The organism is Flavobacterium notoginsengisoli, from assembly GCF_014207905.1.
Lineage (GTDB): Bacteria > Bacteroidota > Bacteroidia > Flavobacteriales > Flavobacteriaceae > Flavobacterium > Flavobacterium notoginsengisoli_A.
On record NZ_JACHLB010000005.1, the window covers coordinates 219,972 to 236,716 of the forward strand.

Sequence of the window (16,745 nt, forward strand, 5' to 3'; positions counted from 1 at the left end):
AAAATCCACAATCTAAAATCTAAAATTAAAAATATATGACAACATTAAAAGCAGGGGATAAAGCACCAAATTTTTCAGGAACAGATCAAGACGGAAAGACACATAAATTGGCAGATTATGCTGGAAAAAAATTAGTAGTTTTCTTTTACCCAAAAGCAAGTACGCCAGGTTGTACAGCCGAAGCTTGTGATTTGAGAGATAATTTTCACCGTTTCCAAGCTAATAATTATGAGCTTCTTGGAGTAAGTGCCGATAGCGCAAAAGCGCAAGTAAAATTCAAAGAAAAATACGAATTGCCATTTCCGTTAATTGCTGATGAAGATAAATCGGTAATCAATGCTTTTGGAGTTTGGGGACCAAAGAAATTTATGGGAAAAGAATACGACGGAATTCATAGAACAACTTTCGTAATCGATGAAAAAGGAATCATCGAAGAAGTAATCGAAAAAGTGAAAACAAAAGAACACGCTTCGCAGATTTTGAAATAACAGTTTTTTGTTTCAGGTTTTCTTTGTTTCAAGTTTCAAGTTTGATGTTGTCACCCTGAGCGAAGTCGAAGGGCGCTCCAATTGATGTGTTGGCTTCGACTTCGCTCAGCCTGACATATGATGATTCAATTAAAAACAAACAAAAAAGTTCGCAAAGCTTGATCAACTTAAAGCTTTGCGAACTTTGGTTTTTTATAAAGTTTGTCTTGTCAAAAATAACTTAGCGCACTTTGCATTAAAATAACAGGCGCAACTTGAAACTTGAAACAAAGAAAACCTGAAACAAAAAAAAGCCTCAATGAAGAGGCTTTTTATATTATACGTTTTGTTCTAATTCTTTTTGAGGGTGATATCCAAAAAGGTGGTGTTCTTTGATGATTTCTGCAATACCAGAAGGTAACATTGATTCCCATCCTTTTTTACCTTGATTAATCATTTTCAAGACTTCTCTAGAGAAAACATCAAGAATAGTTGGGTCATAATCTTCAATATCAACTACTTTTCCGTTGAATTTAAAGAACTTGTACAATTCTTTCATTCTAGGATGAACTTTTAAGTTGTTTGAATTCATTAATTCACCATTTTCATCCAACATCGGATATAAGAAAACTTTCATGTCGCGATAGAATAATTTTCCGAAAGCTTCTAAAATTCCACCACTTAAATGACGATAGTATTTCTCGTCAAAAATATCGACAAGGTTATTTACACCCATTGCCAATCCCATACGGGCTTTAGTATAATTAGCAAAGTATTCGACAACTTTGTAATATTCCTGGAAATTCGAAATCATTACCGTTTGTCCTAACGAACAAAGTAACTCAGCTCTATCCATAAAGTCACGTTCGTCAATTTCACCATCCGAACGCAAGTTTGAAAGCGTAATTTCAAAAACAACCAGTGTATTGTTTTTTTCAACCTTATTTTCTTTGAGAAACATTTCTAATGACTTCTCATACATGTCCATATTAACTTTTGTTACAGGACGGAAACTTCCTCTTAAAGCTAAAAGGTTCTTTTTGTATAAAATCGCCGCAGGTAAAATGTTTTTTCCTTCTGGATTAAACATTACGGCATCTGTCATTCCGTTTTTAACCAATTGCAAACTCATCAAACGATTGTCTACATCAGCAAAACGAGGACCAGAAAAGTTAATAGTGTCGATCTCTAATTGATCTTTGTCTAAGTGATCGTATAAATAACGAAGTAATCGTTTTGGATCGTTGTATTTGTAAAAAGCACCGTAAATTAAGTTTACACCTAAAATTCCCAGTGTTTCTTGTTGTAATCTTGCGTCGGTTTCTTTAAAACGAATGTGAAGAATAATTTCGTTATAAGCTTCGTCTGGTTCAATTTGGTATCGAATTCCAACCCAGCCGTGACCTTTAAATTGTTTTGCGAAATCTATTGTAGCTACCGTATTGGCATAACTGAAGAAAAGTTTTGTAGGGTGTTTTTCGCGGCTCAAACGTTCTTCAATAATTTGGCCTTCATGGGTAAGCATTTTTTTTAAACGCTCTTCGGTAACATATCTTCCGTCGTTTTCAGCTCCGTAAACGGCGTCACTAAAATCTTTATCGTAGGCAGACATTGCTTTTGCGATAGTTCCCGACGAACCTCCGGATCTGAAAAAGTGTCTAACAGTCTCTTGTCCAGCACCAATTTCAGCAAATGTTCCGTAAATATTTTCGTTTAAATTAATGCGTAACGCTTTGTCTTTTATAGAAGGAATCTGTTCGATGACCTTGTCACCCTTGAGTTTTATTTCTGTACCCATTTTGTTTTAAATAGATTTGTTACAAAGTTAGTAAATTAGCAGTCTAATGAAAGAGAAATAATCTATTTTTGTAAAAAAATTAAGTTCAATTGAAGGTTTATTTTTTAGGTACAGGTACTTCTCAAGGCATTCCGATTATCGGAATCGATCATCCAGTTTGTAAAAGCACTGATGCTAAGGACAAAAGGCTTCGTGTATCCATCTGGATTACATGGGATGAGCATTCATTTGTAATCGATTGTGGCCCTGATTTTAGACAGCAAATGCTTTCATGCGGATGCAGAAAATTAGATGCAATTCTATTTACTCATGAACACGCAGATCATACAGCAGGATTAGACGATATTCGCCCTTTTAATTTTAGACAAGGTGAAATTCCGATTTACGGACATAAACGAGTTTTGGATAATCTAAGACGTCGTTTCGATTATGTTTTTGAAACTGTAAATAAATATCCTGGTGCACCAAGCGTAAAAACAATCGAAGTTGAAAACAATGTTTCTTTTCCTGTTGGAGATAAAACTGCTATTCCAATAAATGTAATGCATGGCGAATTACAGGTTTTTGGTTATAGAATAGATGATTTTGCGTATTTAACGGATGTAAAAACAATAGACAAAGTTGAAACCGAAAAACTCAAAGGTCTAAAAGTTTTGGTTGTAAATGCTTTACGTGTAGAACCTCACGATACTCATTTTAACCTTCAAGAAGCACTTGATTTTATAAATCTGGTCAAGCCAGAAAAGGCTTATTTAACTCATATTAGCCACGTTTTAGGTTTTCATGAAGAAGTGCAAAAACAACTTCCAGAAAATGTTTTTCTGGCTTACGATAATTTAGAAATTACCATTTAATTATACCACACAATGAAAAAATCCTTAATGCTTTATCTTTTTATTTTAGCAATTTTAATGAATGTTTTTACTTACGCATTTTACAGCGGAGAGGTGAAATTTGCACAAAATAGATACGATAAAACTACTAAGAAGCTTAGAGACAGCATTAATCTAGTAAAAACGCAATTAGCAGAAGCAGATTATTTTTCTTTAGAACATAATGAAAATGCGCAAAACTATTTTGACAACAGTGCATCTGGAGGAAAAGTAATTTTATACGAAAAACTGATTCCGGTTGTAACAGAAAAGTTATTAGATTTTAATTCAGATCCAAAAGGGAATCCGTATACAGGTCAGGATCAAATTGGGCCAACAAAATTCGTTATAAATAAAGTAAAAATTTTAAACCACAGATGGATTATTGCAGATTATAGCAATGGTGAATTATGGGGAGAAGTCTTGTTAAAATACTTTGTTGATAACGATGATAATATTACCTTTGAAGTAAATCAAACTTGGTTATATCAAAAATAGGATTTTTTAAATCCTATTTTTTTTTGACCTTTAAATAAATTAGGATTATGAAAAAGATGTTTTTGTTTTTGATTATTGCAAGTATATTTTCTTGCGCTAAGAAAGTTTCTCAGGAAAAAGTCGTTACAAAAGAACCACAAAAAGAAAAAGTTGTAGTAGGAGGAGATTCTGATTCTCACGGTTGTAAAGCTTCTGCAGGATATACTTGGTCGATACTTAAAAAGGAGTGTATAAGAGTTTTTGAAAATAGCACCAGATTAAATCATGCTGAAGATGGTAAAACGTATTCTACAGTTTCTTACGTTATTTTTGACGGAGATAAAGCGGAACTTTTCTTAGATACTCAAAAAGAATCAATTATTTTAGAAAGAAAATCTGAAGGTGATTCCTGGAAAAAAGACGATTTGGAATTAATTCCTTGGAAAGGTTATGTTTTGAAGAAAGGTGGGAAGATAATTTATACAGGAGAATAGTTTTAGTTTTTAGTCTCAGTCACAGTTTTCAGTCTAGAACGAAAAAAAACTTTGTCAAAGTTTTAAACTTTGACAAAGTTCTAAATTGTAAACTGTGACTGAGACTGAAAACTACAAAGCCAGCCAGTTTTTAAAATCAAAGAAATTTTGCGGAGCAACACCATGTCCAACAGGATATTCTTTATAAGTAATCGGAATATTTAGTTTTTCTAAAATGTCAGGAGTTTTTCTCGCCCATTCAATTGGAATAACTTGATCTACAGTTCCATGAGAAGCGAAAAATTTTAAGTTTTTAAAGTCGTTATTTTTAAAGCCTTCTTTGATGATTTCTTCATTAAAATAACCGCTCATTGCTACAACTCGCTGAATTTTTTCTGGATAAGAAAGTGCTGTTGCATAACTTAAAATTGATCCTTGGCTGAATCCGATTAAAGTTACATTATTAGCATCAATTGGATAATTTGCTACTAATTCATCAATAAACTTTGCAATTAAATCTCTTGAAGTTTTTGCTTGTTCATTATCTGAAAATTTATTCTGATCTGCATCAAAGTTGATTGCATACCAAGCATAAGCTCCGTATTGCAAATCGTAAGGTGCTCTTGCTGAGATGATATAATAATTATCTGGAAGCTCAGAAGCAAAAGAGAATAAATCGGCTTCATTACTTCCGTATCCGTGTAACAACAATAAAAGCGGATTCTTGTCTAAAATTACTTTTGGTTCTCTTATTTTATATTCTAATGATAGATTCATTTTAATTGTGAATTGTAAGTGTTGAATTGTGAATTTTTACTATCCGATACTTTTTAATAGTTTTTGATATAGATTTCCAACTAATGGCATTGGTCTTGTTTGGCCTTGTATAGCGCTGAAAATTCCATAAGTCCATAAAACAGACATGAAAATCCACATTGGAAATGTGATGTAAAAACTATCAAAAGGGCTAATAATTAAAGCTAGAGAAATAAAAGTAACAGATAAACCTGCTGCCTGACGAATGTGAAAAGAAGCAAAACTATTTTTATTTTCAGAATTCATACTCATCGCGATTAAAACACCAACTATTAGAATGTAACTGGTAATTGCGATAGGTTTTCCTTCTTCGACTGAATTCTTCATTATATTATTTTGTAACAAGTTGATTTTGATTATATATTCCGTAAACAGAACCCTTTAATTCAGTTCCTAAGAAAGCTGAATTTTTAGATTTTGAAAGAATATTTTCTTTAGTAAAAGTTGAATGATGTTCTGGAGTAAAAAGTGTCAGATTAGCTTTTGCACCTTCTTGAATTGTATTGCTTTCTAATCCAAAAATTTTTCTTGCTGAAGTTAATTTTGCAACAATAGTTTCAACTGGTAAAACGGTCAATAAAGCTCCAAAAGCACTTTCTAATCCGATAGTTCCGTTTTTGGCTGTATCAAATTCCATTTTTTTGAATTCAATATCAATCGGATTGTGATCTGAAGTAATTGTGTCAATTGTTCCGTCGGCAACTCCGTTTAGAAGAGCTTGTCTGTCAACTTCTGTGCGTAACGGTGGTGTTACTTTAAAACGAGTGTCAAATCCGTCCAGTTTTTCATCTGTTAAAGCTAAATGATGAACAGAAGCGCTACAAGTTACATTCAAACCTTTAGCTTTAGCTTCTCTAATCAATTCAACCGATTTTGCTGTAGAAATAGTCGGAATATGAAGTTTACCGCCTGTATATTCCAATAAAAATAAGTTTCTTGAGATTTGAAGCTCTTCTGCAAGATTTGGAATTCCTTTTAATCCTAATCTTGTAGAAACAATTCCTTCGTTTGCCACACCATTTCCTTTGATATTCGGATCTTGTGAATATGCGATTACCAAACCGTCAAAATCTTGAACGTATTGTAGAGCGATTTTCAGGATATTAGCGTTATCAATACTTTTGTTATAATCTCCAAAAGCAATTGCTCCGGCATTTTTCATATCGTAAAGTTCTGCCATATCTTTTCCTTCACTCGCTTTAGTTAAAGCTCCAATTGGGAAAATTTCTGTTGCAAAACCATTTGCTTTGCTTTTTACAAAACTTACTTGAGATTGATTATCTATAATTGGTAAAGAGTTAGGTTGTAAGCCAATTGCAGTAAAACCGCTTTTTGCAGCCACATTTAATCCGTTTGCAATGGTTTCTCTGTCTTCGTAACCTGGCTCTCCAAGAGAAACACTGCTATCAAACCAGCCTTGAGAAACATGAAGGTTATCAAATCGAACAACTTCTGCATCGTCGTTTGGAAGAGAAATTCCTATTTTTTCTATTAAACCATCTGCAATTAAAAGATCAACGGTCTGATTGTGAAACGGACTTTTAGAGTCGATAATTTTGGCGCTTTTGATGATTATTTTCATATGTAGATATTTTTTTGTCGTAAAATGATTTTTGTAAAAAGTAAAATGCTTTTAAGTCAAACGCAAATTCTATTTCACAAATTTTATTATTGCCATTTCTAATGCTAAAAATAACAGTGCAAAGATAACAAACCATTTCCAAATTTGGCTGTCAGTTCGCTCAGTTTGTAGGGTATTAAAAATGGTGGATATGGTATCGGCGGTTTTGAAATCTGAAACTACATTTGTATTTACTTGGCTCAAATCGCTTTCGGTTCTGTTGTAATTAAAACTTATGTTTTCGACCCATTCTTTTTTATCGAAAATTCCGTAGTTGCCAGCCGTTTCAGGGAAATCGTTAAAAGTGAGTTTTACTTTATTGTTTAAAATCTGCTGAACCGGAATAAAAGAATCTTCATTTCCTTTTACTTCCAAAATTGCATCTTTCGTTAGTAAAACATCCACAAAATAAGGCTGATTGTTTCCAATTGTTAAAGCATTTACTCCAGTTTTTTGATTGTTCTGAGCTATTTTATAAAATAACGGAACAATTAAAGGAGATTGCTGAAAATTAGAATTTCCACTATTTATTGGTGCTGTAAAAATTGTTATTCCAGAAACCTGATTTTGAACAGCAGTTACAAAAGGAGTCTGATCTTCAAACGAAAGAACAGCTGGATAAGAGCTTGAAACAGCAAATGAACTGTTTACTTTAGGGTATTGAAAATTCGAAATTTTATTCTCAAAAACTCCCGAAAACAAAGGATGATCGAAGTTAATTTTAGTGATTAATTTGCTGTTACTTTCTAAATTTCCGAATTGAACTTTCCCAAAATTACTTAGTAAAGCATTCAAATTCGAAATAGAACTTTTTTCATTAGGAATTACAACCAGATTTCCTCCCTTAGAAACAAAAGCTTTTAAAGTAGTCTGTAGGGCTTGCGGAATTTCAGTTAATTCATTTAAAATAATCGTATTCTGTTTTTCTAAACTATTGTAATCCAGAGAATTTAGAGGGTAATTATGATAGCTGAATTCAGTAGGAGTATAAATTCTCGATAAGAAATTGCTTTTTTCAGGTTCTCCAATGCTGATTACATTTGTTTTTTTGCTTTTAGAAATGCTGAAAAACAATTTATTATCATAAGTCAAACCATTGTCTTCAATAGCTACATATCCGTGAAAAGCTTCTTTCGGAATCGTGAAATTGATTTTCTTTTTCTTCGTATCAAAATTGACAATAGTTTTGGCAATCAGTTTGTTTTGATTGTATAAGGCTGTTGAAACTGGTTTGAAATCTTCACCGTAAGCTGATAAGTTGATACCGATTTCATAGAAGTTTTCCAAAGTCTGATTGATGTAAACGCTGTCAATAGAAACGTTGTTTTTTTGTTCAGCTTCAGGAATTATAAAATATGGTTTTTCTTCAAAGTCGATGTTTTTAATATCTTTTTCCTTCAGACCAACCGCATCAGTAATAATGACAATATCTTTTTTGTGCGCCGATTTATGCGCTTTGATTTTAGCCGTAATAGCAGAAAGATCAAATGGAGAAGCGCTGTATTTTAAATTTTGTAAAGCGCTTTTAGAAGATTTAATATCGGTATTCCAGAAATTTTCGGTGTTGGTTAAAAGTGAAAATGGAGTGTTTTCTGGAGTGTTTTCCAATAATTCCTGAACGGCTCTTTTTAATAATTCTCCTTTTTTGCCTTTTGCCTGCATGCTGAAGGAATTATCCAAAACAATGTACATTTCGTTTGAAGCGTTTTTGCTGTCAACAGCTTCAAAAAAGGGTTGTGCAAAAGCTAAAATAATGCAGGTTAATAATAATAAACGAGTGGCTAATAAAAGTCTTTTTTTGATTTTAGAACTTTTACGAGTCTGAATAGCAAGTTCTTTTAAGAATCTAACGTTGGTAAAATAGGAAGTTTTAAAACGTCTTAATTGAAATAAGTGAACCAAAATTGGAACGATCAATAAAAACAGAAAGTATAGAATTTCGGGATGTTTAAAATGCATTCTGGCTTCGATTTACTTCACTACGTTTTGTTTTTCGCGAAGATGCTCGTCAAAAATACGAATTAAAAATATAATTGAAACCATATAAGTTCATATAAGAGATTATAAGTATTATGTGAATGAATTTAAAAGTAAAGTAATGAGCTTATATTAGCATTATAAAAGCTAAAATGGACTTATATAACTTATATGGTTAGTAAAAAAAATGTAACTTTTGTAATTTCTTTTGTAACAAAGATGCTGTTTCAAAACGATATTATTCCTTATTTTAGCTGATTCAAAAAAACAAACTATGAAAAAAATATATCTAGTCTTATTTTCAGCTTTATCATTGACCGCGGTAAAAGCTCAAAATAAATTCAATTTATTAGTTGGAACGTACACTAACACTTGCCAAAGCAACGGAATTTATGTTTATGAATTTGATTCTACCAATGGCAGTTTTAAATTGAAAAATTCTTCTGAAAATGTAATTAGTCCGAGTTATTTATCGGTTTCTGCGGACAATAAATTTGTATATGCAGTAAATGAAAACGGAAATCAAAGTGCTGTGAGTGCTTTTGGATACGATTCGGCTTCAGGAAAACTGAAGTTTTTAAATAGTAATGACGCTTTAGGAGCAGATCCTTGTCATTTGATTAATGATGATAAAAATGTAATTGTTGCTAATTATTCAGGTGGAAATATCGTTGTTTTTAAGAAAAAGGCAGATGGAAGCATTACAGAAGTACAGCAATTAATTCAGCACGAAGGAAAAGGGCCAAACGCAGCGCGTCAGGAAAAAGCACACGTTCATATGGTGATGTTTTCTCCAGATAAAAAATTCGTTTTATCTAATGATTTAGGTTTAGATAAAGTGTTTATTTATAAATATAATCCAGATTCTAAAAATGAAATGTTGACATTGAAAGGTTCTGTAGATGTAAAACCAGCAAGCGGACCTAGGCATTTGACTTTTAGCAAAGACGGTAAATTTGTTTATTTAGTTCAGGAACTAGATGGAACTTTGACGACTTTTAGCTACGACAAAACTGGAAATTTAAAAGTAATTGCAGAAACTAGCATTTTGCCAAAAGGTTTTACAGGTGGAACAGGAGCTGCAGCAATTAAAATTTCGCCAGACGGAAACTTTTTATATGTTTCTGACCGTGTAGACGCAAATGCAATTTCAGTTTACAAAATTCTTAAAGATGGAAAAATCGAATTGGTAGAACAGCAAAGTACATTAGGAAAAGGCCCAAGAGATTTTGCTATTGATCCAACAGGAAATTATCTTTTGGTTGGACATCAATATACTAATGATATAGTTATTTTTAAAAGAAATAAAACAACAGGTAAAATCGAAGATACCGGAAAAAGAATTGAATTATGTTCGCCAGTTGGGCTTGTGTTTACGAAAATTTAGGAAAAGGTACTAAGGTTCTGAGATACTAAGATTCTGAGAAATTGAGTATAAAAAAGTAAAAAGGGTAAAGATTCATATTGAATCTTTACCCTTTTTTATTTGCTGAAAAGAAACTTAGAACCTTAGTCCCTTAGAATCTTAGCATCTAAAAAAATATTATTTTTTTTTCTTCTTCTCATTTCGAGTTTTCAGCATATTTCTGTTAACAGAGCCATGCGTTTTCTTTTTGGTTTTAGATGGTCCTCCAAGATTAACTTTCTGATTCTTTTTTGATTTTTCGTGAAAAGCACCTTCACCTTCCAGTTTAGGTTTTTTCATTAAAAACTTTCTTGGAAGTCTGTCTTTTTCAGGTTCGATTAATTTTTCTGAAATTTCAACTTCTTCTGGGAAATCAGCAATTTCAAGTTCCTGATCCATTAAAAGTTCTGTTTCAATTTTATATTCTTCTTCTCTTGGAGTAACAAAACTAATTGCAGTTCCTGTTGCATCTGCACGACCAGTACGACCAATTCTGTGCATGTACAATTCTGGTTCTTCTGGAAGCTCAAAGTTAATTACGTGGGTAATATTGGAAATATCCAAACCTCTTGCCATAACGTCTGTTGTAATTAAACCGCGAAGATTTCCTTCCTGAAATTCAGCCATTGTGCTCAAACGATAATTTTGAGATTTGTTGGAGTGAATTACACCAAATTGTCCTTCAAAAAGCTCATCAATACGATTGAAAAGCATATCTGAAATCTTTTTATTGTTTACGAAAACCAAAATACGACTCATGCTTTCGTCATTTTCTAGTAAATGTTTTAAAAGATTTACTTTGGTATTGAAATTCGGAACATTATAAGTAAGCTGAGTAATTTTTTCTAATGGAGTTCCTGATGGAGCTAACGTTACTTCTTCAGGAAATTCAAAATAATCATTTAAAAGATCATCAACTTCATCTGTCATTGTTGCCGAGAATAAAATGTTTTGGCGTTTGGTTTTCATCATTGCAAAAAGTGAAGTTAGCTGTGGTCTGAAACCTAAATTCAGCATTTCGTCAAATTCGTCAATAACCAGTTTTTGAGTTTCATCAAAACGAACAACTGCGTCAAGCGCTAAATCCATTGTACGTCCAGGTGTTCCAACTAAAATGTCTACACCTTCGTAAACCGCTTTTTTTTGTGTATTGATGTTTACGCCTCCATAAATACCTAAAGTTTTAACCGACATGTATTTAGTTAGTTTTTCTACTTCTTCAACCACCTGAACCACTAATTCACGGGTTGGAACCAGAATCACAATTTTAGGAGTATTGGTATGAGTAAACTTGTAAAGTTTTAAAAGAGGCAGTAAATAAGCAAATGTTTTACCAGTTCCGGTTTGTGCAATTCCCATCATATCGCGTCCAGACATGATTACAGAAAAAGATTTTTCCTGAATAGGAGTAGGCGTAACAAATCCTAATTCGTCAACTGCTTTTTGTAATGATTTTGGAAGATTGAATTTTTCGAAAGTGCTCATTTGCTTTAAATTTTGTGCAAATGTACGTTAAATTCATGGTTTTTTGTTGAATTTGTAATTTTTGATGTCTTTTTGTCACTCTGAGCGAAGTCTGAGAGTATTTCAAATAAAACGTAAGCTTCGACTTCGCTCAGCCTGACAATGTGAGTTTTATGTGAATTTCTAAGTTTTAAAAACCTTCGAAAACCCCTAATCCAAACAAAGCAAAATCATATTTTACAGGGTCATTCGGATCCATTTCTCTTAATTTTGTATCTAATTCTAATAATGCTTTTGCATCATTTTGCTTTCGCGAAAGAATTTCGAGTTTTCGAGCTACATTTCCAGAATGAACATCGAGCGGACAAGAAAGAACAGCAGGAGAAATGCTTTTCCAAATTCCTAAATCTACTCCTTTTGCATCTTGACGAACCATCCATCTTAGATACATGTTAATTCTCTTCGCGGCAGAATTATTTAAAGGATCGGAAATGTGTTTTTGAGTTCTTGCTAAATGATCGGTTTCAAAGAATATTTTTTTGAATTCGCTAATGCTTTTTTGTAAACTATCTTTTTCTTGATTTTTAGCGAAGACATTTTCTAATCCGTTGTGGTTTACATAAATGTTTTTTAGACCTTTTATAAAACCAGCGAAATCGTGTCCATTGAAAGTTCTGTGAACAAAAGTTTCCAGCCTAGCCAAATCTTCATCAGAATGTGACATAACGAAATCGTATGGCGTATTACCCATTAATTCCATCATTCTGTGTGAATTCTTGATAATCATTTTACGATTTCCCCAAGCGATAGATGCGCTCAGAAAACCAGCAATCTCAATATCTTCTTTTTGAGTAAAAAGATGCGGAATCTGAACAGGATCACTTTCTATAAAATCCTGATTATTATATTGAATGACTTTCTCATCTAGAAAATCTTTAAGTTCTTTTTGATTCATATAAAAATGAAATATTCTTATTTACAGGCAGAGATTTTAATTACTAATTTGCCCATCGACCATAACCAATTTTCTATCTGCCATATTCGCTAATTCTTCGTTATGTGTTACAATAACAAATGTCTGTCCGAATTCGTCGCGAAGCTGAAAAAATAATTGATGCAGATTTTCTGCAGAATGTGTATCTAAATTTCCAGAAGGTTCATCAGCAAAAATAACATCTGGTTTATTGATTAAAGCTCTTGCAACAGCCACACGCTGCTGTTCTCCTCCAGAAAGTTCACTTGGTTTATGATTTATTCTATGAGAAAGTCCAAGATAGGTAAGCAACTTTACGGCTTCTTTTTCTGTTTCTGATGGTTTTTTACCTGCAATATGAGCTGGAATACAAACATTTTCTAGCGCTGTAAATTCTGGTAAAAGTTGATGAAACTGAAAAATGAATCCCAAATTTAAATTTCTAAAATCAGATAGTACTTTGTCTTGTTTGCTTTTCTTTTTAAAATAACGATTGTAATAAAAAAGCATTGAAATTATAGGTAAAAAAAGCGATATACTTGCAACTAATCGAAGTGTGTCATCGAAGATTTTTGTTCTAAAAAACAATAAATAAACTGCTAGAAGTATGATATAAATAGAACCCGTCCAAGTAATAATTTTAAAATTCCTTTCTTGTTTTGAACTCTTGTTCTGAACATTTTGCAATTCAAGAATGTCTCTTCCGTTAATGGTTAAAGAAGAATCTGCATTATGGTCTGGTTTGTCTAAAGTTCCTAAAATTTGCAATAAAGTTGTTTTTCCAGCACCTGAAGCACCAACAATAGAAACAATTTCGCCTTTTTTAATATGTAAATCAACTCCCTTTAAAACTTCTAGTTTGTCGTAAAATTTATGTATGTTTTTTGCGTGTATCATTTGGTGAAACTGTTTTTACAAAGAAACGAAGATTATAGTCAATATCAAATTACAATAATTAAATTCCAAATTCCAAGCGAACTTTGTCAAAGTTTTAAACTTTGACAAAGTTGTAGAAAATCTAAAATCTAAAATCTAAAATCTAAAATCTAAAATCTAAAATCTAAAATCTAAAATCTAAAATCTAAAATCTAAAATCTAAAATCTAAAATCATTAATCGGCATATTTATTGGTATGGGAATTTAGAAATTAAATTAGAAAATGAAATAATAGAATTTGGCAGATTCTTTTTAATTTCGATAAACTAAAAACAAATGTAAGATGCAGGATTTGAATGTTGTAGAAGATGATAAGCTGTCAAAACTAATTATCGGATTGGTTTTGGATGGAATTGGAATGATTTCTTTTTCTATTCCGCTTCTTGGTGAATTTTCAGATGTAATCTGGGCGCCAATTGCAGCTTTTTTAATGACAAGAATGTATAAGGGAAGAGTAGGAAAGGTGGCTAGTGCTTTAACTTTTATTGAAGAGATACTGCCTTTTACAGATTTAATTCCGTCATTTACCTTGACATGGATTTATACCTATTTCTTTCAGAGAAAATAAAAAAAAGGACGGTTTTAAACCGTCCTTTTTGATTTGTTTTACTGTACAATAATTTTTTTAGTATACTGCGTTTTTTTAGTTTGTGGATCAGTGACTTTAATTAGAAAAACTCCTTTAGAATGCAATTGAATTGTTTCTGCGGTATTTCCTCTAATTTTTTGTCTTAATAATTCTTTTCCAGAAATATCATATATTTTAAGATCCGAAACTTCTGATTCTTCATTATCAATAAATACCGAGAATGCGCCATTGCTCGGAACTGGCCACACATTAAAAGAATTATTTTTTATTTCTTTGTTAATTTCTGCTGTTGCTAAGTTAATGCTCTGTCCGCTTATTATATTTACTTTTCTTTTCATTGTACCGCCTTCAGAATCGGTTACTGTAAATTCAAAAGAACATAAACCATTTGATGCTGGAGTAAAAGCTACGGTATTTGTGTTTAACACAGCGCCTCCGTTTACAACATTTGAAATAGAATAAGAAACTCCGCTAGTAAATCCTTGCGATAATTTTTGGATGTTAATATCTATTTTTTTTCCGTCAGGAGATTCATAATGTGGCAAAGACATCCATTGTAAATATTTATCTAAGTTTGTGTAGCCATCTTGATCTGTATCAGCATTTGCATCTGAAAAATCACCAGCGCCAGAATTTAAATTTGTACCGATTAGAGTTTCCCACCAATTTGGAAGTCCATCTAGATCTGTATCCCAATTTGCATCTCTATTCACTATCGGATATATTTCAAAACCGCCTACATCAGATTCTTTGTCTGGAAATCCTGGTTTGCCTGTTACGCTTCCAACAGCAGAATAAGTTCCGTTTAAAGTTTCATTAATAATTCTTTGGTCATGATCATCAAATATTGGCTGGGTACATCCAACATCTGAAAGAACAATTTTGTAGGCATTTTTGGCAGATTGTGTTGTTACGTAAGAAGGGAAAAAGGGTGTGTTTACAAAGTTTTCAAATGTTATGGCAACTCCAGAAGCTTTTCTTCCAGCAGTTTGATTGCTTTCGTCAAAATATCCAGGCATTACGTTTCCGCTAAAATAACATTGCTGTGTTCCAGTTCCAGCTCCTTCATTTTGTTGGTTGAATGCCGTAAATATTTTAGAACCTGCACCTGGTTTATAGTAATTGTTTACAAAGTTTACTTCTTTAGTTCCTCCGTCTGTAGTTCTTCCGCCCCAGTTGTAAACGACATTATTAGTAATATCCATTCTTCCTGCATAAGCACCGCTTCCATCTAAACCTCCTCCAAGACTCCAGTTTCTACCATAACAATGTGCAAGTAAATTGTGGTGAAAACTTCCAATATCACCGCCAATTGTTGCTGCATAACCGTGTTCTGTTCCAGCAGGATAATTTTGGTGATTTGCTGCGTTTAACGCTTCAGAAATAAGTGTTCTTTGCAATGTGATGTTTTTTCCAGATCTTGAGCTAAAAGATTCATCAATTGTCCAGCTGATAGAACAATGATCAATAATACTATTGTCTGCACCAGTTAATCCCATTCCGTCATAAGTAGGTCCAGCACCAATTCTCACTCTCAGATTTTGTACCACGGCATCGTTTCCAGTAACGCCGAAAGGAGCAGAACGTATGCAGATTCCTTTTCCAGGAGCAGTTTGTCCCGCAACTGTTACGTAAGGTTGGCTTAAAACTAGACGTGATTGTAATTGGATAATTCCAGAAGTATTAAATACAATAGTTCTTGGTCCGATATCATTTGTAACAGCTTCGCGGAAACTTCCTGGACCACTGTCATCTAAATTAGTTACTACTACGACTTTCCCGCCGCGTCCGCCTCTTGCGAAACGTCCGTAACCCTCAGCGTCAGGAAAAGCAAGTTGTGCAGGGCGAAAACGCCATACATTTCCTTTTTCAACTCCATTTGCTAAAACTTCATCGATGCGCCAGAAATAAGTTTCTCCTGTGTATAATCCGTTTATTTGATAAGTATTGCTTGCTAGAGCTTGGTTTCCTTTGTATTCTGGAGAAGATGTTGTAGCGGCGTTTACTGCTGCTTGGTCAGTTCCAAAATAAATATTATGCGAAACAGCATTGGCAGCGGCTGTCCATTGCAATAATTTGCCTCCAGAAGTTAACTCCACATGTTCGTCATTTTGTTTTGGATTTGGATTTGTCGCTTGATAAAAAATGTTTGGTGTATTCAATTCAAATCCATTGAACATAATGTTTTTAATATTTTCTGTACCTGAAGTTTCTGCAGCCATTAATATCACAACATCGGTTCCTGTCGTGGCTTGAAATTTTAAATAAACAGATTTTGCATCAGCAGTTTTTAAAGCTCTCACTGTTGGAATCAAATTATCGACAACCAAATTTCCATTTATAGAAATATCTATTGGACTAAAATTATTTCCTGATGGACTGTCTACAGCATTGAAGAAGCCTAAAAATGTATGTTCGCCAGTTGTTAATCCGCTTATTTTAAGTTCAATTTGAGCTCCTAAATTGGCTGTAGTCCCTTTTACGGTAAGTCCGTCACTTACTAATCTTGCGTAATATGGAGCTTGTATTCCGGCTTTGTACCAATTTGTTCCTAAGGCATCTCCATTATTTCCAACTCGCGTTACGGTAAACGTTACACCATTTTCTGTATAAGTACTTGTGTTTCCTGAAGCTACTACCCAAGTGCTGTAATCGGGATCGTTAACTTCTGTTTTAGGTCTTCCTGACTGGTCAAAGTCAATTTTTACAATCGGATTTTGGGCAAAAATCTTTGTTTTCGGTGCAATGAGACAGATTAAAGTCGCCATTACGGAGAGTTTTAAGTAGTTTTTCAGCATTTCAAATTGTGGTTTGGTTAGTAAGTAATTTTAGTTAGAAAATAAAAAATCTTCAATAGCTTGATTTTCAATAGAAAAT

14 protein-coding genes and 2 pseudogenes are annotated in these 16,745 nt (G+C 33.0%); 6 read left to right on the plus strand and 10 right to left on the minus strand.

Translation table 11 applies throughout. From position 1 onward, the window contains the following. Positions 1-35: 35 nt before the first annotated feature. Positions 36-488, plus strand: a complete 453-nt coding sequence (gene bcp, locus HNP35_RS16070) for a thioredoxin-dependent thiol peroxidase (RefSeq protein WP_184164312.1) — start codon at positions 36-38, stop codon at positions 486-488. Between the two features lie 316 nt (positions 489-804). On the opposite strand, the gene HNP35_RS16075 is transcribed toward bcp, so the two are convergent. After that, the gene (locus HNP35_RS16075; RefSeq protein ID WP_184164315.1) at positions 805-2,265 is read right to left on the minus strand and encodes a TonB-dependent receptor; all 1,461 of its coding nucleotides are present in this window, start codon (positions 2,263-2,265) and stop codon (positions 805-807) included. 89 nt (positions 2,266-2,354) lie between these two features. On the opposite strand from HNP35_RS16075, the gene HNP35_RS16080 reads away from it, so the two are divergent. From HNP35_RS16080 to HNP35_RS16090, 3 genes are read left to right on the plus strand one after another with little or no spacing between them, the layout of a single operon-like run. Then, entirely contained in the window at positions 2,355-3,119 is a 765-nt protein-coding gene (locus tag HNP35_RS16080; protein ID WP_184164318.1) for an MBL fold metallo-hydrolase, read from the plus strand. Positions 3,120-3,131: 12 nt separating this feature from the next. Beyond that, on the plus strand, positions 3,132-3,635 hold the full coding sequence (locus HNP35_RS16085; protein WP_184164321.1) for a hypothetical protein: 504 nt from the start codon (positions 3,132-3,134) through the stop codon (positions 3,633-3,635). A gap of 47 nt (positions 3,636-3,682) precedes the next feature. Continuing rightward, positions 3,683-4,108, plus strand: coding sequence for a hypothetical protein (locus HNP35_RS16090; protein WP_246453554.1), 426 nt, complete (start codon positions 3,683-3,685; stop codon positions 4,106-4,108). A 111-nt stretch (positions 4,109-4,219) separates the two neighbouring features. Here HNP35_RS16090 and HNP35_RS16095 read toward each other — a convergent pair whose 3' ends face one another. The 4 genes from HNP35_RS16095 to HNP35_RS16110 form a co-directional block, all read right to left on the minus strand. Next, positions 4,220-4,864, minus strand: coding sequence for an alpha/beta hydrolase (locus tag HNP35_RS16095; protein WP_184164324.1), 645 nt, complete (start codon positions 4,862-4,864; stop codon positions 4,220-4,222). Between the two features lie 39 nt (positions 4,865-4,903). Beyond that, complete coding sequence (locus HNP35_RS16100) at positions 4,904-5,230, minus strand: hypothetical protein (RefSeq protein WP_184164327.1); 327 nt, start codon at positions 5,228-5,230, stop codon at positions 4,904-4,906. A 4-nt stretch (positions 5,231-5,234) separates the two neighbouring features. Further along, a complete protein-coding gene (locus HNP35_RS16105; protein ID WP_184164330.1) occupies positions 5,235-6,485 on the minus strand; it encodes a dihydroorotase in 1,251 nt (416 codons plus the stop codon). Positions 6,486-6,554: 69 nt separating this feature from the next. Next, positions 6,555-8,483: a vWA domain-containing protein gene (locus tag HNP35_RS16110; RefSeq protein ID WP_184164333.1), complete on the minus strand. Its 1,929-nt coding sequence runs from the start codon at positions 8,481-8,483 to the stop codon at positions 6,555-6,557. Positions 8,484-8,775: 292 nt separating this feature from the next. On the opposite strand from HNP35_RS16110, the gene HNP35_RS16115 reads away from it, so the two are divergent. Next, a complete protein-coding gene (locus HNP35_RS16115) occupies positions 8,776-9,888 on the plus strand; it encodes a lactonase family protein (protein ID WP_184164336.1) in 1,113 nt (370 codons plus the stop codon). 156 nt (positions 9,889-10,044) lie between these two features. On the opposite strand, the gene HNP35_RS16120 is transcribed toward HNP35_RS16115, so the two are convergent. The 4 genes and pseudogenes from HNP35_RS16120 to HNP35_RS23930 form a co-directional block, all read right to left on the minus strand. Further along, complete coding sequence (locus HNP35_RS16120) at positions 10,045-11,391, minus strand: DEAD/DEAH box helicase (protein WP_184164339.1); 1,347 nt, start codon at positions 11,389-11,391, stop codon at positions 10,045-10,047. A gap of 169 nt (positions 11,392-11,560) precedes the next feature. Then, positions 11,561-12,325, minus strand: a complete 765-nt coding sequence (locus HNP35_RS16125) for a TIGR02757 family protein (protein ID WP_184164342.1) — start codon at positions 12,323-12,325, stop codon at positions 11,561-11,563. Positions 12,326-12,361: 36 nt separating this feature from the next. Next, a pseudogene (locus HNP35_RS23925) lies at positions 12,362-12,811 on the minus strand (ABC transporter ATP-binding protein); the annotation flags it as partial. A gap of 213 nt (positions 12,812-13,024) precedes the next feature. Beyond that, positions 13,025-13,240: pseudogene (locus HNP35_RS23930) on the minus strand (ATP-binding cassette domain-containing protein); the annotation flags it as partial. Between the two features lie 322 nt (positions 13,241-13,562). Between HNP35_RS23930 and HNP35_RS16135 the strand changes: the two are divergent. Further along, entirely contained in the window at positions 13,563-13,847 is a 285-nt protein-coding gene (locus HNP35_RS16135; protein ID WP_184164348.1) for a hypothetical protein, read from the plus strand. A gap of 38 nt (positions 13,848-13,885) precedes the next feature. Here HNP35_RS16135 and HNP35_RS16140 read toward each other — a convergent pair whose 3' ends face one another. Further along, positions 13,886-16,666: a T9SS type A sorting domain-containing protein gene (locus HNP35_RS16140; protein WP_246453556.1), complete on the minus strand. Its 2,781-nt coding sequence runs from the start codon at positions 16,664-16,666 to the stop codon at positions 13,886-13,888. Between the last annotated feature and the right edge of the window lie 79 nt (positions 16,667-16,745).